The sequence below is a fragment of the Vaginisenegalia massiliensis genome (assembly GCF_900604935.1).
In the GTDB taxonomy this organism is placed as follows: Bacteria; Bacillota; Bacilli; order Lactobacillales; family Aerococcaceae; genus Vaginisenegalia; species Vaginisenegalia massiliensis.
This window is the reverse complement of the sequence record NZ_UWPC01000010.1, coordinates 1-22,787: the sequence shown is the minus strand read 5'-3', so window position 1 is coordinate 22,787 and position 22,787 is coordinate 1. Positions and strand designations below refer to the sequence as shown.

The 22,787-nt window shown below is 40.2% G+C and carries 18 protein-coding genes; 1 reads left to right on the top strand and 17 read right to left on the bottom strand.

Going from position 1 to position 22,787, the window contains the following annotated elements; all coding sequences use genetic code 11:
* Window positions 1-96: 96 nt before the first annotated feature.
* The 16 genes from EIH20_RS07040 to EIH20_RS06965 form a co-directional block, all read right to left on the bottom strand.
* Complete coding sequence (locus EIH20_RS07040) at window positions 97-1,101, bottom strand: glycosyltransferase family 2 protein (protein WP_164470902.1); 1,005 nt, start codon at window positions 1,099-1,101, stop codon at window positions 97-99.
* A complete protein-coding gene (locus EIH20_RS07035) occupies window positions 1,091-2,233 on the bottom strand; it encodes a glycosyltransferase (RefSeq protein ID WP_124059132.1) in 1,143 nt (380 codons plus the stop codon). Before EIH20_RS07035 ends, EIH20_RS07040 begins: the two co-directional genes overlap by 11 nt.
* 27 nt (window positions 2,234-2,260) lie before the next feature.
* On the bottom strand, window positions 2,261-3,421 hold the full coding sequence (locus EIH20_RS07030; protein WP_124059130.1) for a hypothetical protein: 1,161 nt from the start codon (window positions 3,419-3,421) through the stop codon (window positions 2,261-2,263).
* 16 nt (window positions 3,422-3,437) lie between these two features.
* Window positions 3,438-4,427, bottom strand: coding sequence for a glycosyltransferase family 2 protein (locus tag EIH20_RS07025; protein WP_164470901.1), 990 nt, complete (start codon window positions 4,425-4,427; stop codon window positions 3,438-3,440).
* Between the two features lie 275 nt (window positions 4,428-4,702).
* The gene (gene groL / locus EIH20_RS07020) at window positions 4,703-6,319 is read right to left on the bottom strand and encodes a chaperonin GroEL (RefSeq protein WP_124059127.1); all 1,617 of its coding nucleotides are present in this window, start codon (window positions 6,317-6,319) and stop codon (window positions 4,703-4,705) included.
* 42 nt (window positions 6,320-6,361) lie between these two features.
* The gene (locus tag EIH20_RS07015) at window positions 6,362-6,622 is read right to left on the bottom strand and encodes a co-chaperone GroES (RefSeq protein WP_124059125.1); all 261 of its coding nucleotides are present in this window, start codon (window positions 6,620-6,622) and stop codon (window positions 6,362-6,364) included.
* 294 nt (window positions 6,623-6,916) lie between these two features.
* Window positions 6,917-7,678 (bottom strand): DeoR/GlpR family DNA-binding transcription regulator, encoded by a 762-nt coding sequence (locus tag EIH20_RS07010; protein WP_124059123.1) that lies wholly within the window; start codon window positions 7,676-7,678, stop codon window positions 6,917-6,919.
* A gap of 38 nt (window positions 7,679-7,716) precedes the next feature.
* Window positions 7,717-8,364, bottom strand: coding sequence for a hypothetical protein (locus EIH20_RS07005; protein WP_124059121.1), 648 nt, complete (start codon window positions 8,362-8,364; stop codon window positions 7,717-7,719).
* Window positions 8,361-9,704, bottom strand: coding sequence for an MATE family efflux transporter (locus tag EIH20_RS07000; RefSeq protein WP_124059119.1), 1,344 nt, complete (start codon window positions 9,702-9,704; stop codon window positions 8,361-8,363). The genes EIH20_RS07005 and EIH20_RS07000 overlap by 4 nt, the downstream gene beginning before the upstream one ends.
* On the bottom strand, window positions 9,685-10,584 hold the full coding sequence (locus tag EIH20_RS06995) for a metallophosphoesterase family protein (RefSeq protein WP_124059117.1): 900 nt from the start codon (window positions 10,582-10,584) through the stop codon (window positions 9,685-9,687). The genes EIH20_RS07000 and EIH20_RS06995 overlap by 20 nt, the downstream gene beginning before the upstream one ends.
* Before the next feature lie 51 nt (window positions 10,585-10,635).
* Window positions 10,636-11,538 (bottom strand): carbohydrate ABC transporter permease, encoded by a 903-nt coding sequence (locus EIH20_RS06990; protein WP_124059115.1) that lies wholly within the window; start codon window positions 11,536-11,538, stop codon window positions 10,636-10,638.
* 60 nt (window positions 11,539-11,598) lie between these two features.
* Complete coding sequence (locus EIH20_RS06985) at window positions 11,599-13,275, bottom strand: extracellular solute-binding protein (RefSeq protein WP_241152408.1); 1,677 nt, start codon at window positions 13,273-13,275, stop codon at window positions 11,599-11,601.
* A gap of 28 nt (window positions 13,276-13,303) precedes the next feature.
* On the bottom strand, window positions 13,304-14,200 hold the full coding sequence (locus EIH20_RS06980; protein WP_241152407.1) for an ABC transporter permease: 897 nt from the start codon (window positions 14,198-14,200) through the stop codon (window positions 13,304-13,306).
* 82 nt (window positions 14,201-14,282) lie between these two features.
* A complete protein-coding gene (locus EIH20_RS06975; protein WP_124059110.1) occupies window positions 14,283-15,443 on the bottom strand; it encodes an ABC transporter ATP-binding protein in 1,161 nt (386 codons plus the stop codon).
* Between the two features lie 299 nt (window positions 15,444-15,742).
* Window positions 15,743-16,399: a redox-sensing transcriptional repressor Rex gene (locus EIH20_RS06970; protein ID WP_124059108.1), complete on the bottom strand. Its 657-nt coding sequence runs from the start codon at window positions 16,397-16,399 to the stop codon at window positions 15,743-15,745.
* A gap of 639 nt (window positions 16,400-17,038) precedes the next feature.
* A complete protein-coding gene (locus EIH20_RS06965; RefSeq protein ID WP_124059106.1) occupies window positions 17,039-19,780 on the bottom strand; it encodes a CAP domain-containing protein in 2,742 nt (913 codons plus the stop codon).
* Between the two features lie 375 nt (window positions 19,781-20,155).
* Between EIH20_RS06965 and EIH20_RS06960 the strand changes: the two genes are divergently transcribed.
* Window positions 20,156-22,132, top strand: coding sequence for an ABC-F family ATP-binding cassette domain-containing protein (locus EIH20_RS06960; RefSeq protein WP_124059104.1), 1,977 nt, complete (start codon window positions 20,156-20,158; stop codon window positions 22,130-22,132).
* Window positions 22,133-22,226: 94 nt separating this feature from the next.
* On the opposite strand, the gene EIH20_RS06955 is transcribed toward EIH20_RS06960, so the two are convergent.
* Window positions 22,227-22,601, bottom strand: coding sequence for an iron chaperone (locus EIH20_RS06955; RefSeq protein ID WP_241152406.1), 375 nt, complete (start codon window positions 22,599-22,601; stop codon window positions 22,227-22,229).
* Between the last annotated feature and the right edge of the window lie 186 nt (window positions 22,602-22,787).

Sequence of the window (22,787 nt, the reverse complement as noted above, 5' to 3'; positions counted from 1 at the left end):
AAAATTTATAGACTACAACACCATTATTATACTCAAAATAATTAAATATTCCTAGCTATCTTAATTCATTTTTTAAAAACCGCATATTCTTTATTGTTAGCCACGAATAAACTGCAATTTGGACCTAAAAATATTTAAAACTTGCGCGACCAAGAAATAATTCCAGACAAAAGCCCGAATGAAAATCTTGCGGGTAAAAGGAATATCGGCTTGAAGCAAGATTTTTTTATGTATGCGTAAATCGTTTACCATTTGCTTAATAAGTTTTGCGTAAGTTACCCGATTCTCTCGCCAACCATCGGCTACGGCAATACGAGTTAACAAGGTCATATCGATCCGATAACGGTTAAGTTTGGCATAAGCTACATAATCGGAGTTACCCTTTGCTTGAGCTAGCTCCACCACCCGATCCCAAATCGTCAACAGGTCGAAGTCTTTAGCTGAAAAAGCACCGGTGATGCCCGCATCATTACGGAAATAATTATAAATCACTTTATTAGATACTAGAATATTTTGTGCCTTAAGGACCATCTCGAAGGTTGCCAAAACATCTTCAGAAGTTAAGCCCACTGGATAGGTGATATCTTTAACTAGATCGGTTTTATAAAGTTTATTCCATGCGTAATATTCGGTTGTCTGACTCCCAATCTTAAAGTAACGGCGCATATAGTCTTCCTGATTAAACACTTGTTCCTGGATGGGAGCTTGTTCCGTAGCTTGAGACGTAGAACTTTTACGTTGCAAACCGGCTACTACCATATCAACTTGGTAGCGATCCATTGCATCCAATAAATAACTAAACGCATCCAGTTCCAACCAATCATCCGAATCAACAAAGGCTAAATAATCACCTTTGACTAATCGCATTCCCGTGTTTCTTGCGGCTGATAGTCCTTGATTTTCTTGACTGATTAATTCAATCCGCTCATCTTTATCAGCATAAGCTTGCGCAATAGCCAAGGATTGGTCGCTACTTCCATCATTTACTAAAATGATTTGCAAGTCTCGATATGACTGATTCACGACCGAATCTAAGCAACGCGGCAAATATTTTTCCACATTATATATGGGAATCACCACTGATATCGTTCTATTCGCCATGATTCTTCCCACCCTCTTTACAAAATTCCGCTTGCAATTCTTTAGCCGCTGCTTGTACATCAAAGCCCGCTTTTCCAAATTGATTACGGATTTCCGCTGAATCGTTACGTTTTAAATTTAACATCGTTTTAAGTTGATCTGCCCATATAGCCAGATCATCATCCAGACATAACCCCTTAACGTAGGGTTCACGGACAATTTCCACTTCTGGTGGAATTCCGTCTTTCGCATACAGGAAAGGCAAGCCATTGGCCTGTGCTTCCAAAGCCGCTACCGGTAAGCCCTCAAATACTGACGGCATCACAAAACAATCCATAGCCGATAGCCATGCTGCGATATCCGTCTGACTCCCCGCCATTATGACATGATGTTCCAGACCTAAGTTTTGAATTTGCTGAGTTAACGCTTCTTGATCCGGCCCTAATCCAATTAAATAAAGACGGAATTTGACCTGTTCATTCTGTTTCAAATATTGGGCAAGTTGGATTAAAAACGATTGATTTTTCTGGAAATGTAGTCGGCCCACATTCCCTATCAAATAAGTGTCCTCATCGATACCTAAATTCTGGCGTTTCACATGGCGCAACTGAGGATCAAAAGCTACCGGCGCTAAATCAATCGCATTATTGATTACCCGCGCTTGACCCTGAATAGCTGGCGGATAAAAGAAGGTAACAGCCTCCTTCGAACACGCCCAAAAATCAGTCGCATATCGAGCCACTTGCTCTTTATGCCACTGATGAATTCTTCCCCTAACTGGGTCAGCCATATTCTGGGAATTGTGACTATGAATAATGCGCCGTTTAATGCCATAACGCTTTGCTAATTTTAAATAGTCCAAGTTAACAAGGTTAATCGCATTCATCCAGAAGACATCGTATTGACTACCATGCTGAGCGAAAAACTGATTAATCTCTTGGTGATAGCGCCAAGGATTAGGCATGCGCCGACAAGTCTTATATATCTTTGCACCCATAGCTTCTAGTTCAGCCTCAAAGGCAATCGGTTGATGTGTATTCGTTAAAAAATCAAATTGAACCTGACTTTTATCCATATATCGATAGTAGTTCTTGATGAAGGACTCCACGCCCCCATAATTATCTGTCATGCCGTAGACAAGCACTTTAATCATGATACACTCTTCCTAACTTCAACTTATTTATTTTCGGTATGTCTCTGTTATTTCTGACGGCGTTAACCACAAAGCACCTAAAGAAAACACTAGAGGATTATATACAATATCAATTAAATGGTGTTCAATAACCGAGACCAAACTAAGCATTACCACAAGGAGTATCAAATGCCAGTTTCCTTGACGATAGGCTTCTTTAGTCAAGCGAACATAGGCCCAGATTATTAAACTTAGGACTACCACTCCATAAAGCAGACCCACTTGTAAATAAGAAGAGTCAACAAAATAATTGACTGCCGTCTGTAGTCGTTCCATCTTGTTCCAACCATTACCTTGCATGGTAAAATCCTTCCCCAACAGAGTTAGACCAATATCATTTAAAGCCTTTTGGCCTAGATTAATACGACTGGATAAAGCTTTATCCAAAATCTGCCATAATAACCAGTCACTTCTATAGAGGTAGGACATGAAAAAGCTAGCCACAGCCATGATCGGCATGGCCAACCAACTACGTTTGAGCCAAGATTCAGGTATCCGCCGTTCTGTATTTAATAAAATAGCCACCACTAGCGTATAAAGCCACATGGCAATCAACGTTGTTCGAGCGTCGGTAAAATAGAAGACAAACGCTACCGTCAGCACGAAACTCATTAGATAGATAGCGTCGATGCGTCGAACATAGAGATAGGTCACAATCATCTGCAACATAAATATTAAAGCCGCAAAATTCGTCGCATAGATATTACCAAAGGCATAACGTACGCCACGAATTCCCGCATCATAGGCAAAATTATCAATCACGCCAACCAAACTAAAGAGAAAAAACAGCAAGGTCACGCTACCAACAACAAAGAGATATTGCTTAAAGATTACTCTTAAGCTCACACCCCTACTAGCTGCTACCAGCATAGTTAAATCAAATAGTACGGTGTTGCGGACCCACAGCCCTTGTAGAATCACCAACACGAAAACTAAAATCATACGCCACTCTTGTTTTATATCAAGCGGATGCAGAATTAAATATTTATAAAGCAAGGCTCCGATAACGACTAGACGAATAGTCCAATAGACGGGCGAACCCACCGTCAGATAGGCTTGAATAGTTGAAGTCATAATTAACCTTGGCAATAAATAAAGCAGATAGATGAAAAAGAAGAGATAGACTTCTATATTTTCTTTTGCTTTCATTGAATACTCCTAAACTTTAAGCATGTTGGTGCTTTGCCCATGCTGAAATCACTGGATATAATAAATAATGACTGTGACGAATAAGCTGATACTTTTTACCTACAATATGCTGATAAAAATAAGGATGTTTGCTTTGTAACTCAGCTTCATAATCACGATACTCTTGTTGACTTTGTCGACTATCTGGCATAGCTAAGAAGATGCCTTTTTGAATAGCAACCACTTCTTGAATGCGTCTTTGAATGACTTCCTTTGCTACTTGACTCAATTCTGCTTGATGGCGACCATAGAAATCCATTAAAGCCAAGCTAACATCTCGATGCATTTGTCGATTCTTAATGTACGAGTTGATATTGACACTTTGCGTCGAGGTCCCCTTCCGATACTGATAGATTGGCCGATCAAAATACGCTACTGACTCAATGAAAGGAATCGGAAACATAATGTATTCTAAGTCAACATAGAAACGATTTTCATCAATACGAATCTGATGTTCCTTCAATAAACTCGTTCGGTAGCAAATGGCATGCATCTCTGGAATCTGACCAATCCGACGATATAATTCATCCCGAGTGTATTGACCTTGATCATCAACTCCTTGATACTGAATCGGCACTATCGGGCCATCTTCATATACTTCATCATAAGGAGAGATCACCTGATCCACCTCAAGTTTATCGAGAAAAGAAACCAACTCGTTCAAATTGGCTGTCTTCACCCAGTCATCTGCATCAACCACTTTAAAATAGCGCCCAGTTGCTTGCTGAATACCCGCATTAATCGTCGATCCGTGACCGCCGTTTTCCTTATCGATGACCTTAACCACACCAGAATACTGTTGACTCAGTTCTTGAGCGACCGCTAAGGTATTATCTTTCGAACCATCATTGACGATAAGAATTTCTAGCTCCTGAGCTAATTCAATCTCAGCCATAGTAGGGATGGTCTCTTGCAAATAGCTCGCTGCATTGTAGGATGGGATCGTTATGGTTAGTGTCTTAGTCATAATTACTCCTTTGAAATATGTATTGTTATTTTTTGAAAAAGCCTGTCTTTTCGGCTTTATATCCATAAAAAATCAAATTTACTATAGCATACTATCCCATTTTAGGCTAGTTCGGCACCGAGAATGCAAAGTATAGGACGTAAACTTATTTGCTTCATACCCAATCGCTTTAAGATGGGTGCTCATCCCACACAAAAAGGCCTACCCAACCTTTAAATAAGATTGGTAGGCCTTTTAGTCTAATATGATATCTAGTTATTTCAGCGTGTTCAGGATTACATCATTCCTGGCATGCCGCCCATTGGAGGCATTTCAGGACCTTCTTTAGGTAATTCTGCCACAACCGCTTCGGTCGTCAATAGAAGTGCCGCTACAGAAGCAGCATTTTGAAGAGCTGAACGTGTTACTTTAGTTGGATCAACGATTCCCGATTCGATCATATTTTCGAATGTATCGGTTGCTGCGTTATAACCCACACCTTTTTCAGAACGGCGAAGAGTATCGACAATGACAGATCCTTCTTTACCTGCATTTTCAGCAATTTGGCGAACAGGTTCTTCCAAAGCACGAGCAACGATGCGAACACCGGTAGCTTCATCACCTTGAGCTTCAATTGAGCTTACTTTTTCTTGAACATTGATTAAAGCTGTTCCACCGCCAGCAACGATACCTTCTTCTACCGCTGCGCGTGTCGCATTCAAGGCGTCTTCAATGCGTAATTTACGTTCTTTTTGTTCCGTTTCAGTCGCCGCACCAACTTTGATGACTGCTACACCACCAGACAATTTCGCTAAACGTTCTTGTAATTTTTCTTTATCGAAGCTTGAAGTGGTTTCTTCTGCTTGCGCGCGGATAATAGCGATACGGTTGGCAATTTGTTGTTTGTCGCCCGCACCTTCTACGATAGTCGTCGAATCTTTGGTTACATTGACTTTACCTGCACGACCTAAGTGTTCAGGGCTTGCATCTTTCAATTCAAAACCTAATTCTTCAGAGATTACCGTTGCACCAGTTAAGACTGCAATATCTTCTAGCATTGCTTTGCGACGGTCACCAAATCCTGGCGCTTTAACAGCTACCACATTTAACGTACCGCGTAATTTATTTAAGACAAGCGTAGGTAAAGCTTCGCCATCAATATCTTCAGCAATAATTAAGAGTGGGCGACCTGATTGCATCACGTTTTCCAATAATGGTAACACATCTTGAATATTGGTAATCTTGCGATCAGTAATGAACACAAGTGGATTTTCTAAATCTGCAATCATTTTTTCGTTATCCGTTACCATGTATTGAGAAAGGTAACCGCGATCGAATTGCATACCTTCTACTACTGATAATTCTGTTTCAATTGATTTTGATTCTTCAATGGTAATGACACCATCTTTACCAACCCGTTCCATTGCATCGGCAATTAAATCACCAATTTCTTGATCGCCAGAAGATACCGCTGCAACTTGGGCAATTGATTCTTTAGATGAGACTGGCATTGAAATTTCTTTCAAGGCTTCTACAGCCACTTTAGTCGCCATGTCAATACCACGACGGATGCCGACTGGGTTGGCACCAGCTGTAACATTCTTCATCCCTTCACGGGCGATAGCTTGAGTTAATACAGTCGCAGTCGTCGTTCCATCACCAGCGATATCATTGGTTTTAGACGCCACTTCAAGAACTAATTGAGCTCCCATATTTTCGAAACGATCTTCTAATTCGATTTCACGTGCAATGGTCACCCCATCATTGGTGATAAGTGGTGAGCCATAGGTCTTATCAAGGACAACATTACGACCTTTTGGTCCTAAGGTCGTCTTAACCGTATTTGCTAAAATATCCACACCACGAAGTAATGAGGCACGCGCGTCTTCAGAGAATTTCAATTCTTTTGCCATAAATAATTCACTCCTTAAAATTTAGTCATAGTTGCGAGATAATTAGTCAATAATCGCCATGATATCTTCGATATCCGCAATTAAGTATTCTTTTCCGTCGTATTCAACACGTGAACCGGCAAATGAACGGAATACTACAGTATCCCCCACTTTAACATCTTCTTTAACCCCAGAACCAATCGCCATGATTTTTCCAGTTTGTTGTTCTTCTTTAGCTGAAGAAGGTAACACTAAACCTCCAGCTGTAACAGCTTCTTTCACTTCAACTTCGACAACAACACGTTCTCCAATCGGTTTAAGCATTGAATTTTCCTCCTTGAAACTTTCAATTTTAGTTATTTTAGCACTCTATAAGTTAGAGTGCTAATTCCATTTTTAATATTAGTTGATTCAAAGCAAAAATGCAAGTTTTTCTGCTTGTAAATTTAATTTTTTCAATCGCCTTTATGATTCTCTTACTTTCAGTTACCCTAACTAGACTAGCTAATAAAAAAGAAAACCGTCTAGTTAGTTCATCGGACAGTAGCACCATTCTCATCCTTCTGATATAACTAAACGGTTTATTATTCAAATTCGTCTATTAATTTTATTTTTTCATCAGACCCGGTACCAACTATAGCCATAAGTCCGCCATCCATCAGGACAGTCCGCGTCACAAATGACGGCATTTACCTGATTCATGCCCGCCACTTCAAACAGGGTTCGTTGATGAAGTTTACTCTTATCAACTAAGAGAATTGCTTCATCACTACATTCTATCATAGTACTCGACACCAAAGACTCTTCCATATCAAAGTCATATACAGCTTGTTCCAACAAACCTCCACACGAAATAAACGTCTTATCAAAATGAAATTTCTTAAGAAAGTTAATCGTATATGAGCCTTTTATCGAGGCTTGCATAGGGTTAGTCACCCCTGGCAAAACAATCACTTGTCCAGCCATTCGCCCTTCTTCAATCGCATTGTTAAAAGTTTGGGCTGCCGCAAGAGAATTAGTAATCACCGTCACTCCTGTCAAACGATCAACATAATTACCAATATGCATAGTCGTTGTACCGATATCTACCGCCACCGTATCGCCACTTTTAATCATCATAGCCGCTTGTCGAGCAATATCTTTTTTAGCTTGTTGGTTAACTACCATTTTCTTATTAAAGGCCATCTCAACTTCAGAGGGCGAATAAGGAATGGCCGCACCATGAATTCGGGTGATTTCATTGACTTGCTCCAATTCATCCAAATCTCGCCGAATCGTCTCAGGCGTAACCGCTAGCCGATTCGCCAGATCATTAACGGAAATTTTTCCCGTTTCTTTCACCAAATCTTTAATTGTTTCTTGTCTTTGATCCTTGTTCATACTTCTAACCTCTAATCCTATAGTATCTCTATACTAGCCTAGTAACGCCAATCAGCATGTTTAGAAAAGAGACTAACTTGCTCTTTTATCAAATAGGTAAAACCAATATGATAAGTCATCCCTATTATACCAAACCCTAATAAGAAGAGGACGGCCAAATGAATCTTTGCCAAAGCAAATAGCAACCCTATTAAACAGCCTGATAATAAGATTAATTCACGTGCTTTGACTAGCGTATAGGCCAAGGCGTTTTGTCCCCAATCCTTAATTGAATGGTTAGGAAAATGGACAACTAAATAAGCGAAAATTAAACCAGTCATGGCTAAAACAGCGATAGAAATCAAAGAGAGTAACGCACAGCCAAAAGCCCACCACTGTCCACTCGTCATAAAATACATAAAGCTGAAGCCTAAGGCCAACAAAGCAAGCGACCATGCCAAGCTTACTTTATAGAAGCGCCGACCATAAAGCCATGTTTTGTTTTTCAAAAGAGATATTTCCTTCAAGCGGATTACATCTGTGGTATCTTTAACTTGAGCAAAGATATCAAAGACTACCATCCAGCCTGTTAAACTAAAAAACAGCCCACAGCCGATCATAAAATTCAACACGATAGCTAGATGGCTAAGCATAAATAGATACAAGTAACGAACCGCCTTTTGTAAAGTACTTTCTCCACTCGTCATCTTATCATTCCTTTTTCTTTTGTTAGACTTATCCAGCGTCGAATAAACAATGTCAAACGAATCGCTTCATCTGTAATAAAGACTAACCAAATTAGCGTTAAATCAAGTTGAAGAACTTTGCCGACCAAATAACAAACCGGGACGGTAAAGATGTAAGTCATTAATATCCCCATTTTTACTGGGAAGCGGACTTCTCCTAAAACATTCAACGAAGCAATCATAATCTCATTTCCTACACGACACGGATCGTAGAATACATTCAACCATAACAGGTGCGTTCCTAACTGGATAATGGCCGAATTATCCGTAAAAATCGTCATAATATGGGTCCCACAAATCGCTAAAAGGAGATTAATAGCTACGCCAATCCCCATAAATAGACGGGTATTTTCCAAGCTAAAAGCTTGTAATTCAGACCAGCGCTTGGCACGAAAATAATTCCCCACCATCACTTGACCGGCTTGACCAGCTGCAACGGACAGAGTAAATACGAGCGCCGTGATCGTCTGAACATAGATGCGCGCACTGACCTCTACTGTTCCCAAAGAAGCGATAATAGCTGTAATGACGGTTTGTGAGAAATTGTAGGATACATTTTCCATCCCTGACGGAATACCTAAGGCTAATAATTTGCGCCCAACTTGGAGATCTGACCGCTTAAACTGACCTAAACCTTGCCAGATATTTGTCAATTGTTTCCTGAGGACTCGAGCACTGAAGAGGGTTCCCACCAAGCGAGTCAAGACCGTCATCCAAGAAATAACGATCACTCGTTGCGATAGATCCTTAATGGGTAAAAAGACCACTAAAACATTCCCCATAATGACGATAACCGTATTCAGAATCGATAGTTGCATAGACTGTTTGGATAACCCATGCGCCCTTAATATGGCGCCAATTGAAGTGGATAATCCTTGAAATAAAAGGCTGAAACTCACAATTTGCAAATAGCGAATGGCAAATCCCCGAATTTCATTCGGCGTCTGCATCCATTCCATAAAATAACCGCCAAACATAAAGGTGCTCAGACTAATCAGTACAGCCAAAGCCACATTCAACCACATCGTCTGACGGGCAACTGCTTGGAAATAGGAGAGCCGCGAAGATTCTGCATTCTGCAGAAAAAGAATGGTAGAGCCTAAACTGACAATGCCCATGGCCATTGTTCCTACCGAAGTTACTTGATCAGCAATCCCAATTGAAGCCACGATTTGATCGCTATAAAGCGAATAGATATAAACATTGACATTACCAATAATCATCATAAAAACTTGTTCAATTAACAATGGCCACAGCAAGGGGAAGTAAGCTTTCGGCAACTTAGGCTTGATCAAATTCATTCACTTTCACCGTATATGTTTTAACTGACGACTGTTTTTGATTCAATTCGATAATCCGAACCCCTCGCTCTAAGCAACCATATGCTTGATAACCTGAGATATTCCCATAGACCAAATGCAAGCCATGACAAAGGCCGTCGAAGTCATTCTCATGATCGTGACCAACAAACATCCCCCACGTTTCCCCATCTAAGACCATATTGGCAAATAATCCTGTATTAAGGTGCGGAGCTGAAATAGCCTCATTCGTCTCTAGATTAACCCCTGACACGATATGATTGGCCGCTTGCCAATATTCAGGAACAGGAATATGTTGAAAGACTAAGTTGCGTTTCACTTGATCACCTCGACGATAGAGGCGGGATACCTTGTTAAACCACTCAACTTGTTCCGGTTGATTCCAGTCATAGGTCCCAATCGGTAAGGGGGCATCCGCTCCTGAATCCAAGAAGTAAAGGACGTTTTCAACTTGTGTCCCCTCATGATTCATGATTTCAACTACATAAGCTTCTCGATCGTCATGAATCAGCGAGTGTTTTTTGTCAGCTCTACGCGCCACCTGTTGATCAAATATCCGCCGTAAATCCGACCGGCTAACCAATTCTTCACTGTCATGATTACCAAAGGTAATGGCCATCGGCTGCTTAAATTGATCGAATTTGGCTAAGGTTTTAGCAAAAACTTGATCTGCATCTTTGACTCCTTGCGACCAAATGAGGTCGCCTGTGTGTACAATAAGGTCTACATCAAACCGTTTCAAAGCGGCTTCGATTAAAGCAAAGGTCCGGTGGTCATCCTCATGAAAAGGCATGTTCCCAATATGTGTATCCGTAAATTGAATAATTTTAAATGTTCCATCTGCTCGATAACGTAAAGTCACCCTAGCTCTCCTCCTTTACTTGTCCATCTTCTCTCATCCTAACGGCTAGGATTATTCCTTAACCGAACCAATCGTAATCCCTTTGACAAAGTACTTCTGGATAAAAGGATACAGAATGACAATCGGTAAAATAACGACGATAATAGTAGCCATTTGTAAAGACTGTCCCGTTAATTCAACCGCATCAAGTTGTTGATAAGCAGCTGAGCCCGACCCTGCTTTCAAGAGGACATCAGCTAAATTGGCTTGTCGAGTCAACATCTCTTGCAGAATCGTCGCTAAGGGTTTCAACTCAGCTTTACGTACGTAGAAAGATCCCGCGAACCAATCATTCCAATGACCGACAGCAGTGAATAAAGAAACGGTCGCAATCGTCGGTTTAGACATAGGTAAGACAATATTCGTGAAAATCTTGAATTCCCCCATGCCATCAATTCGGGCAGCCTCAATAATTGACATAGGTAACTGTTTAAAGGACGAACGTAAGAGCAAAATATTGGTCACCGAATATAGATTAGGGAGCACATAGACCCAAATAGAATTGGTTAATTTCAGCTCACTTAAGACCAAATAGTAAGGAATCGTCCCCCCAGAAAATAATAAGGTAAAGAAAATAAAGAAGGTTATGGGCCCCGAAAAAGGTAAACCAGGAATACTTAAGGCCCAAGCACACATACACATCAAAAATACGCCGAGGACCGTCCCCAAAATGGTTCTAAACAAGGATATTCCTAAGCCAGTTAATAAGTTATGTTGTTTAAATACTTCGGCAAAATTCCCTAGCGACCAGGCCCGTGGCCAAAACCAGATACCCCCTGTAGCAGCATCTTTACCTGAATTGAACGCCAAAGCCAAAATATGCAAAAACGGCAGGATAATTAACAAACAAATCACGATGAGTACTAGATGAAATGCGATCCTTACCCCTCGATTGGTTTGCATTGTTTCAGACATTTTCTTCCTCCTAAAAGATGAGAGACTAGTCAAGCTAGTCTCTGCCTAAATTCTTCTTAATTAGTAGAAGATTACTTCTCCTTTAGCTTCTTTCTTTTCTAAGAATTTGCAGTAATCTTCAATTTTCGCTGCTTTTAAATCTTTGCGAGCGGCATCTAAAATTTTCTTCGCTTCATCATCTGATTTTGCATAATACGCTTTGACTAGACTTTCATCCCAGGCATCGAGGGCTGCATTTAGCTTGCCGTCTTCGCCTTCAAACTCATACAGATATGCCCGTGGATACAAGCCGTCAATGACTTCTTTTTCTGCATAGCGTTTGTCATAATCCCACATCTCAATAATTTTTTGTGCAGCTGTCGTTTCGCTATTTCTTACTTTGTCTCCCCAAGCTGCTTCGCCAAATTGATCAACGTTATTCATATCAGTAAAGCCTAAGTGCTCACCCCAGAAAGCACGGACACCACGGAAACCTTCTTTAATCGCTTTATCTGGGTTTTCTTCCTGTAATTTAACTAAATCTTTATTTGGAACGGGTTTACCATCTTTATCTAAGGTATAGTGTTTGCCCTCTAAACCATAGAAGTACAACAGTTTCCCTTCTGGTCCTGCTAACCAATCAGCAAACTTCACCACTTCTTCTGGATTCTTAGTTGTCGCTGGCACAGCCCAACCTGCATAACCTGATTTGTATGGTTTAACCATGTTATTCTTACCATCTACACGATTGATTGGCCCTAACGGGACATATTTAAGGTCGCCAATTTCTGGACGGTAATTATGGATGTCTGACACAATCGCAAACGATCCGTTAGTCACACCTTCTTGAGCACGTGTTTCTTCCATAGTATAGTATTCAGGATGCATTAACTTTTTAGCTAATAATTCACGGACAAAAGCTACTCGTTTTTCACCAAATTCTGTCATGGACTCATGTTTTACTTTTTTGCCATCTTTCCAGAATTTCTCACCACCAGCCCCTTGCCAAACTAAATCATTATAGATAAATGGACGATCAGATCCTCCCCAAACAGTTGGGCCCAATGGCACAACCGGGTTACCGTTACCATCTTTAAAACCACCCTTAGCAATTTTTTCTACTAATTCTTTGACTTGTTTTGATGTGTTGATCTCTTGTGGATTAATGCCTAATTTATCAGCAATATCTTTACGAATATAAGGTCCACCGATTTCTTTACTGCCTGCATCAGCTGCTTTCTGATTAATAGCCATATGAACCAGATAAGTAGCTCCATCTTGATCTTTGCGCATCATAATATTGTCCCGGGTATCTTTTGGTAGGTAACCTTTTTCATAATATTTACCGTAAGTTTTTGTCTTCTTAAGATAAGGAGCGATATCATGAAACATACCTTCATTAGACGCTTGTAATAATAAAGGGAATTCTGGTCGACCCGAGTGGTTCAAATAGAAAGCAATAAAATCTGGCATATCACCGGCAGCTAAACCAGCGGCTAATGCTTCGGTTGAATCTTCTGACGTAACAGTCTCTAATTTCAAAGTAATCCCCGTACGCTTCTTGATGTAGGCTGCGATTTCAGGTGACATGGTATCCACACCAGCATCGCCCGCTGATTGGAAGATCAATCCTTTAATCTCACGATCAGCAATATAAGTATCTGGTTTTTGCTCCGCTTGAACTAATGGAAGACCACTCGTCATCATCAGTAGAGCAGCGGTCGCACATTGTAAACCTTTTTTTAAGATTGATTTCATTTCTATTTCTCCTTTTTTGTTTTGAGTTTTACCAAACGGCATTATCTCCATATTTATCAGCAAGTTTGTTAACTGTAACAGTCAAAACCAGACCAACTAATCCTTGCATCAGACCAACGGCCGTGGCTGGCCCGTACTTGGCTTGTTCAAGCCCTGTCTTAACGATATACGTATCAATCGTTTCAGAAACAGCATAATTTCCTGGATTTTGCATCAGATAGACTTGATCAAAACCTGCTGTCAAAATCCCCCCTAAAGATAAGATGAAAAGGATCATGATCGTCCCACGAATACCCGGCAAAGTAATATGACGGGTTTGCTTCCATCGATTAGCTCCATCAATCGCTGCCGCTTCATATAATGAAGGGGAAATCCCCATCATGGCCGCAAAGTAAATAATGGAATCCCAACCGATATTCTTCCACAAATACGAACCAAAAATGGCTGGATAGAAAAACTTGTCTTCCATCATCCAAAAAGTCGTTCCATCCGAAAGATGTAAATTCCTCATCAGGACATTAATGAAACCTGTATCTGGGGCGAATAGTCGACTAATGATGCCGACAACTACGACCCAAGAAATAAAATAAGGTAAGTAGGAAATACTTTGGTACAAACTTCTTAATTTAGGTTTGCGAACCTCGTTGAAAATCAAAGCCAAAGCAATTGGAAATGGTAAGTAAACGAATAGTTTGATCAGCGAAATCATTAAAGTGTTCTTCACATAAGTCAAAGCTTCGCGGTCAGAAAAGAAATCATTAAAATAGTCAAAACCGACCCACATTTTGCCGTACATACCAGACGTGAAGGTGAATTTACGAAAGGCCAAAACAATTCCCGTCATCGGCCAGTAAGAAAAAATTAAAAAGAATACCAGTGCAGGTAATAACATCAAGTAAAAAACACGATAACGTTGCCATTGCAATCTAAAGCTCGGCTTATTTGGTACAAAGTTAGGATCCGAAGTTTTTGATGGCTCATGTTTTGCCCTTGACTTGGTTAATCCCTTAAGACTCCAGCTCGGTTGCCTTTGCAAGCGAATCACCTCCATCAGCTAATCTGGTTAAATCTAGAGGAATCGCTTTTTCCGTATCCTGATCGAAGAAATGAATCTGATTAAAATCAAAACACAGCTTCAATTCTTGGTCATAAACAAAAGGATCTATTGTAAAAACCTTAGCAATCATAGCTTGATCCGCTATATTGAAATGCAATAAGGTTTCCCCACTCAGCATCTCAGCAAGACGATTCTTAGCCTTGAAGTGATAATTTTGATATCCTTGAGGGATTTGATCCTGATAAAGAATATTTTCTGGCCGGATGCCTAAGATAACCCCTTTAAGGAGATAACCCTTTTGTTCTAATTCTTTAAGAATCGCATCTGGCAAGAGGATCAATTGATCGCCTACCTCTAGACCATGTTCTGTTACGACCCCTTCAATAAAATTCATAGCTGGTGATCCCATAAAGCTAGCCACGAATTTATTAGCCGGTTTCAAGTACAATTCCCTTGGTGTCCCTACTTGCTGAATCAGACCTTGATTCATAATAACGATACGATCTGCCATGGTCATAGCTTCAACTTGGTCATGGGTCACATAAACGGTCGTGATACCCAGATTTCGATTAAGCTGAATAATTTCAGCTCGTGTTTGTCCTCTCAGTTTGGCATCCAAATTAGACAAGGGCTCATCCATTAAAAAGACTTTGGCCTGGCGGACGATCGCCCTCCCTAAAGCGACCCGTTGACGCTGCCCCCCTGATAACTCTTTAGGTAAGCGGTCCAGATAGGCTGTCAATCCAATCGTCGCTGCTACTTCTTCAACTCGTTGTTGAATGCTTTCTGACATTAATTTCTTCATCTTTAAACCGAATGCCATGTTCTCTCTAACCGTCATATGTGGATACAAAGCGTAGTTTTGAAAAACCATGGCTATATCACGATCCTTAGGGTGTAGATTATTTTGCAAGGCATCATCGATGTAGATGTTACCTGTCGTAATATCTTCTAGCCCCGCTAGCATACGAAGGGTCGTCGACTTGCCACATCCTGACGGACCTACTAATACCACAAATTCTTTATCTTTGATTTCTAAATTAAAATCCGTCACCGCTCGGGCGCCGTTAGCATATTCTTTATACAAATGTTCAATCCGTATTGTTGACATTCCTAACCTCCCCAACAAAAGTTTGTTTTTTCTTTTGTTATCTGTTTGTTTACGGTAAAAGTATACAAAACAAATATTAATTAAATATAAATTTACTGTATATTTCATGTAAATACACACAAGATGGTCTTCGAACTATGTAAATTTAATGTAAACACTTCGGTATAAAAGCCTATATAAAGCCACTAAATAGAATTTAATTAATTTTTGATACAGTAAAAAAACTCTATTGAAAAATTTGTTTCAAAAAAACAAATTCTTCAATAGAGTTATAGAAAAAAATAACATAAAGATTTTAATTAATACATATTGCGGTAATCATCGCCTTCATCTAAATTAGAATCGATGAAATAAATCAACGTTTGCAATTCATTGGTTAAATCAACATTTTGAATCCGAACCGAACGAGGTACATCGAAACGAAGCGGAGTAAAATTCAATATTCCTTTGATTCCACACTTAACCAAGCGATCAACAACCTCTTGGGCCGTCTCTTGGGGAACAGTTAAGATAACCACTTCAATATCTTGGATTTCGATTTGCTCTTCCAAATCATCCATAGAATACACCGGTACCCCAGATAATATAGTGCCAACAATTTCTGGATTCACATCAAAGGCAGCACCAATACGCACATTATTGTTCTTACGGAAATTGTAATTCAACAAGGCGTTACCAAGATTACCTACTCCGACTAACCCAACCGATGTTAAACGATCTTGATTGAGCGTTTTGCCGAAGAATTCTAGTAGATAATCTACATCATATCCATAGCCTCGTTTACCCAAGGCTCCAAAGTAAGAAAAGTCACGACGAATAGTCGCACTATCGACTTTTACAGCATCGCTTAGCTCTGTAGAAGAAATTCGCTTCTTACCTGCATTTTGTAAGAAACGCAAATAGCGATGATAAATAGGCAAACGGCGTGCCGTCGCTCTAGGAATTTCTTTCATCATGATCCCTCTTTCACAAATTTTCTATATGATGATGTATTAATTAAATAACACTAGCTGAAATTATATCACCCTTTCACAAACATTACTAGAGGTGACACTACAAAAATTCAGATATATCAACCGTTTTCGAAAGGCGAAATATTCAGTATCACAAATGAGAAATCTTTCTCATTTTTGTAAGCGGATAGCAAAACCTGTCTATCACTTGTTCATTTTTTGTTTATTTATGTCTTGTGAACCCTTTCATCCCTTGTAACAACAGACTAGCGCTCCAATCATATTTTTTACAAAAATATAGACAGATAATCTTGTGAACAATTAAGGATTGTTTCTCATCAAACCCAAGAATTTGTCCACCAAAAATATACAAGTTCGAATTGGAACTTAGCTTAATAGAGATACCAAAATAGATATCTTTACCTTTTTTTAATAATTTAGCCATTAGAAATATTTTTTGTCTAAGTTAGACCAGACAAAGTTAAACTTGTAAACAAAAATTCTTAACGAATCCAATCAATTAATCGACTAAGATTATTGTTCTAAAATACTCAGAACTTATCCGATAAAAATATCCCCTACCAAAAATGAAATAATTGGTAGAGGATACTCTTTTTGCAAGGTGGTAATGTTCAATTAATCCTATTCTTCAATACCTTTCTTATTACCAACTATGCTGATGCCTAGACCTAATAAGATTGATACGACAGCGGGTGTAAAAATTGGATGTGTCAAATCCTCTCCAGTCGCTGGCAGACTCGTATCTTTAGAAGCCGGTTTAACTGCTGATTTCTTAGCAATTGGTTTGCCTTCTATACGCTTCACAACTGGTTTCATATTTTTATCCGGTTTTGCAATGGCTAAATAGTCAACCAATTCCCCTTTATCATTGAGCACTTCTTTAGCAATTTTACCTTCTTTTTCAATGGTTAGCTTCTTGTTAGCTAGTTGATCTAAGAAAGCAGCTAATAAACGTTGGTACTTATCCTGTGCTTGTTTTAACACTAATTCCAAATCTTTTAATTTTGCTTCTTCTAAGCCAAGTTCATCCTTAGCCGCTAACCAAGCCTTATAGGCGGCTTCTTGTTCAGCTTTTGCTTTTTCAACTAAAGCAGGCGCGTTTTCTAAGTCCAAAAGGGCTTGTTTTTTAGCAGCTAAATTCGCTTCTGCTTGTTTAACAATTTCTTGGGATTTAGCCAATTCTTCTTGCGCTTTAATTTGTTCAACTTTCACTTGGTCCAATTCAGCTTGAGCAGCTGTTAAATCGGCTTGTGCTTTTGTTAAGTCTTGATTCTTAAACGCTAGTTCAGCTTGCGCCGCTTCAAGCACTTGTAATTTTTCTGCTGCAACTACCTGAATTTCATCAAATGCTATCTGGGCTAAATCATAGCTTTCATTTGCTAATTGTAAATTCGCATATGCTTGACTCACTTTCGCTTGTGCTGTAGGAACAATAAGTGATTGCGAAACAGCCTGATCATATTCGTTTTGTAAGGTGTTTACTTGCGATTGTAATTCTGCTACTTGCTTCGACGTTTCGGCTAACATAGCTTTAACCGTTGCCAAAGTAGACTGTGTAGCGATTAAGAGGGCTTGTTTCGCTTGCAATTCTGCTTTTGCTTGGGCCAAATCGACAACTTTAATATCAGCCATATAAGTAGTGCCATTCAAGTTAGCTGAAACGGTCGTGTTACCCACCTTCAAGCCAGTCAATTTACCTATCGAGTCAATTGAAGCAACACTAGAATCAGTCACTTGCCAATTAATACCAGAAAGGAAAACAAATGGTGTGTTCAAAACAAAACCAGGTTCTTGATAATTAAAGTTGCCCGTCATTTGGACGTTCAACGATGATCCTTTATCCAACACAAGACTAGTTGGACTTATTTTAATGTCGTTTAATTTACTAGGGTCAGCTTCAAGTACTTGATTTTTAAGTCCATAATCACTTACAGGGGCTTCATCTTCAGCATTTGCTGATATCGCAAAAAGTTGTGTAATACAGGTCCAATCCTGACCTCCAATATCAGCAACTGTTTGGAAAGCACCTAAGCCCGTATGGGTATAATCTGGATTAATTATACTAGTATAATGTCCGGTCACCCCTCCGTTGTTACTAATTAAATTTTCTTTTTCTTCATACCATTGACCGATAGCTTCAACAAAAGCAGAACTATCTAGGTTATTATTCCAAGCTAAATTTTCCCCATTGACATCCATATTTGATCCCGCATCAACAGTAAAAATATCTTTGTTTGTCCACCGCTCATGGTTTAAAGTTGAAGAACTTTCCGCAGACCGAGTCATGGCCATCTTCTCTAACTCTTTCGAACATTTTATTGGAACGTAGCGATCAACTAGCCCCAAATCAAACGCTTCTTTTCGGATTTCATTCAGACGGGTTAGAATTGCCGCAACTTCTGGGCTGTAGAATTCTCCCTCGACCGCAACCAACACGTTGCCGGCATCAGGAGTTGTCACTTCTGGATAGCACAAATTACTTAATGCCGGATTAGCTGGTGTCAATTGACCGGTAATGTCCGCTACCGTTTGGTTTGCAGCAGCCACAGCAGCTTCGGCTGCATCAACGGCTGTTTGGCTGTTATTCACCTGATTTGTTTGGTTTGTTTGAGTTGTTTGAGCAGCAGTTAAATCCGCTTGAGCTTGGTTAAGATCCGCAAATAATTTAGCTTGTTGATCTTTTAAGGCTTGGTCGTGTGCTTGAGCAGCCACTAAATCAGCTTGAGCTTCTATATAGGCTGTATCAGCCGCTTGTAAATTCGCTTTAGCCGCTTCTAATTCTTGTTGTAATTGGGCGGAATTAGTGGCATCTAGAGCCGCTTGGGCTGCATCAACTGCCGCTTGAGCAAGGGCAACTTGTTGAGCTTTCTCATCAACTTGGTTCTGAGCTTGATTAACCAGACTTTGATATTGTTGGACTTGTTGTTCTAGAACATTTGCAACAATTAATTTATCATTGCTTACTTCTTGTGCGCTTGTTAACTCTGCTTGAGCTTGATTAACAGCCGTTTCTGCATTCGAAATACCACCTGTTTCAGCAATCTTTAAATTATTATTGGCATTTAAGAGATTGTCATTTGCTTGAGCAAGCTGAGCATCAGCCGTTTTTTCAGCCGCTTGGGCGTCGGAAACAACACTAGTTTGTTGGTCTACTGCAACTTGAGCTGCATCAACTGCCTCTTTAGCTGTCGCTACTTCTTGTGAAGTTACTGGAGCTTGAACAGGGTTAGTGGCTTGAGTTGTCGCCGTTTCGGTTGTAACTGAAGCGGGTGCGTTAGCTGCTTGAACATCTTCAACATTGGCAACTGCTAAAATTCCAGCAGCTAGAGTCATAGAGGTCATTAAAGTCGATTTTTTATTCAAGGTGATTTCCTCCTAATTTTGATAAATTCATTATAATCCTCTTAAATATTTTTTAAAAGTCTTTACTATATTTGTTAACACTTTGATATAATCGAAATATTTATCTTTACAATTAGGAAATTTCTTAACTTTTACGATTAAATTTCCAGCACTACTTTTCCTTGCTTGGTACATTTCTTCATTAAAAGCTAAGTCTTCATTGGAAATATTCAATCGATTCTTTTCTAAATCACTGCTGGCATAAGTTAGACAATTCTACTTTGCAACAAGAAGAAGGACTTAAGTTACACCTTGTTACCCGAAAGGAATAGACACTTTTTAGCCAATGGATATGGTATACTAGGACCGATATTATTTAAAAAAGGAGCTTGCAACATGATTTTATTACAAGCCAACCAAGTGAGTCGTCGCTTTGCTGACCGAACACTATATGCGGACGTCTCATTCTCTATCCAAAACCAAGATCGTATCGCGTTAGTAGGGCGCAACGGCACGGGTAAATCGACCTTAATCAAACAACTGATTGGCCAAGAGCCCCTATCTTCTGGAACCATCACGAAAGCTAAAGGGCTTAAACTAGGCTACTTGGAACAACATGTCGCGATTAATTCTGACCGAACCATCTGGGAAGAAATGTTATCGGTATTCCAAGAAACACTTGCTCTGCGCGATCAAGCTCAACGAGCGGCCGATCAACTCGCAGAATTAGCTGAGCACCCTGAATCCGCTGACTATCAGACCGCCCTAGCTAACTATGATCAACTCTTAGTTAGCCTGGAACAAAAGAATGCTTACGCCATTGAATCTGAAATCCGAACCGTTCTCCATGGTTTCCGCTTCTACGAGGAAGATTATGACCGCCCCGTCCAATCCCTGTCTGGTGGTCAGAAAACACGATTAGCTTTGGCACAAATCTTATTGATGGACTACGACTTGTTGATTCTTGACGAACCCACCAACCACCTAGACATGCAGATGCTAGCCTGGCTTGAAAACTATCTTGCCAGTTATCGCGGAGCCCTCTTAATCGTCTCTCACGATCGCTATTTCCTCGATCGGGTAGCCACCCAAGTCATCGAGCTTCGCCACCAAACCTTGCATCGCTATAAAGGAAATTATTCTTACTATATAGATGAAAAAGCTCTGCGCCTTGAACAAGAACAAAAGCTTTATGACAAACAACAAGAAACCATCGCTAAACTTGAGGATTTCGTCCAAAAAAATATTACCCGCGCCTCAACCACCAAGCGGGCTCAAAGTCGCCGTAAACAATTAGAAAAAATGGTCCGCTTAGACCGACCTAAGCAAGATGTTCGGGCTCCGCGCATCCAATTCAGCGCCGATAAAGAATCAGGCGAGCGTGTCCTGGAAGTTGAAGGCTTAGCTATCGGTTACGCTGACACCCCTGCCCCCTTAGCTGACAACCTAAACTTAGACCTTCGACGTCAAGAAGCCATTGCAATTGTTGGTCCAAATGGGGTTGGTAAAACGACGCTCTTAAAAACACTGCTCCACCAATTGACCCCTTTAGCTGGGCAATATAAGTTTGGTGCCAACGTGACGATTGGCTATTATGATCAAAACGTCAATCACTTAGACCCTAACACGACCGTCTTAGAGACACTATGGCGAGCTCATGACAACACAGATGAACGGGTTATCCGCACCCTCCTAGGTAGTTTTTTATTCTCGGGTGAAACGGTCGAAAAGAAAGTGTCCATGTTGTCCGGTGGCGAAAAAGCCCGGTTAGCCCTAGCCTTATTAGCGGCCAATCATGATAACACCCTCCTCCTTGACGAACCCACTAACCACTTGGATATTGACTCTAAGGAAGTTCTTGAAGATGCCCTCATAGACTATGACGGTACCCTCTTATTTGTCTCTCATGACCGCTACTTTATCAACCGGATTGCCACGCAAATTTGGGAAATGACACCGCAAGGTTCCACTCTTTATCTAGGGGATTACGATTATTATCTGGCTAAAAAAGCAGAACAAAACGAGCAAACTCAAGCAAGTAGCCTAAATTCTGACCAAGCAACAGCATCCCTTGAACAAGGTCAAGCCCAGATCAGTTACCAAGAAAGCAAAGCCTTAAAACGAGACTTGCGAAAATTACAAACAGCCTTAGAGCAAGCGACCCAAGCCAACGAGGACTTAGAAGCAAAAATTGCTCAACTTCATCTAGATATGGCACAAGCATCCCAAGACAATGACCAATCGCATTTAGCGCAATTGCATCAAGCCCTTGTTGAGGCCGAAGCTGCTCAGGAACAAGCCTTAGAAGATTGGGAAGCTAGCGCCTTAGCCTTAGAGGAATTCCTATCGGCCAATCCAAGCTTGCAAGTTTAGCTTCATCCAAGTGCTATCCACATTTATTAACTAACTCGATACAAAAAAATCCCTCAAGCCTTGCCACAATAATGCGGTAGACTTGAGGGCCTTTTTAACGCCAAAATTTGTCATAATCTTTTTTATCTTCAATATTATATTCAATTAGCTTAGCCAAGAGATCATAATCGAGGGCTTGGTCATAACGAATGCGAAAAAGGCCTTTAGTAGAACTATAGCCTGCTTGCGCGATTTGATCCGCAAATTGAGCCATAGTCTTCAATTCCGGTGCCACACTCATATGGTGCTTGGCCAGTGAAAAACCAATTATATAGGTCCCATGATCCGTGAACATTGGTTGATTCCATTTGATTACCCCGGTTAGTTGAGGAAAGTTATTCTTAATCCAGGTTAGTACTGTTGTTAGATATTCTCGTTGGTCGATATCATCAATTTTTGTTAGATATTCTTCAAATTCTGGCAAGGCCATCTTTTTACCTACTTTCGACCGCTAAGAAAAAAAACGACCCATCAGTCTCGCCTAAACTTTGATATGTACCCCCTTTACTGGACACAGTAAAGGGGGTAATTTTGTGCGCTATAGTTATGAATTTAAATTATTATGTGTAGAGATGTATCATGAGGGAAATTATCCCGAAACGCCTACAGGTCTTAC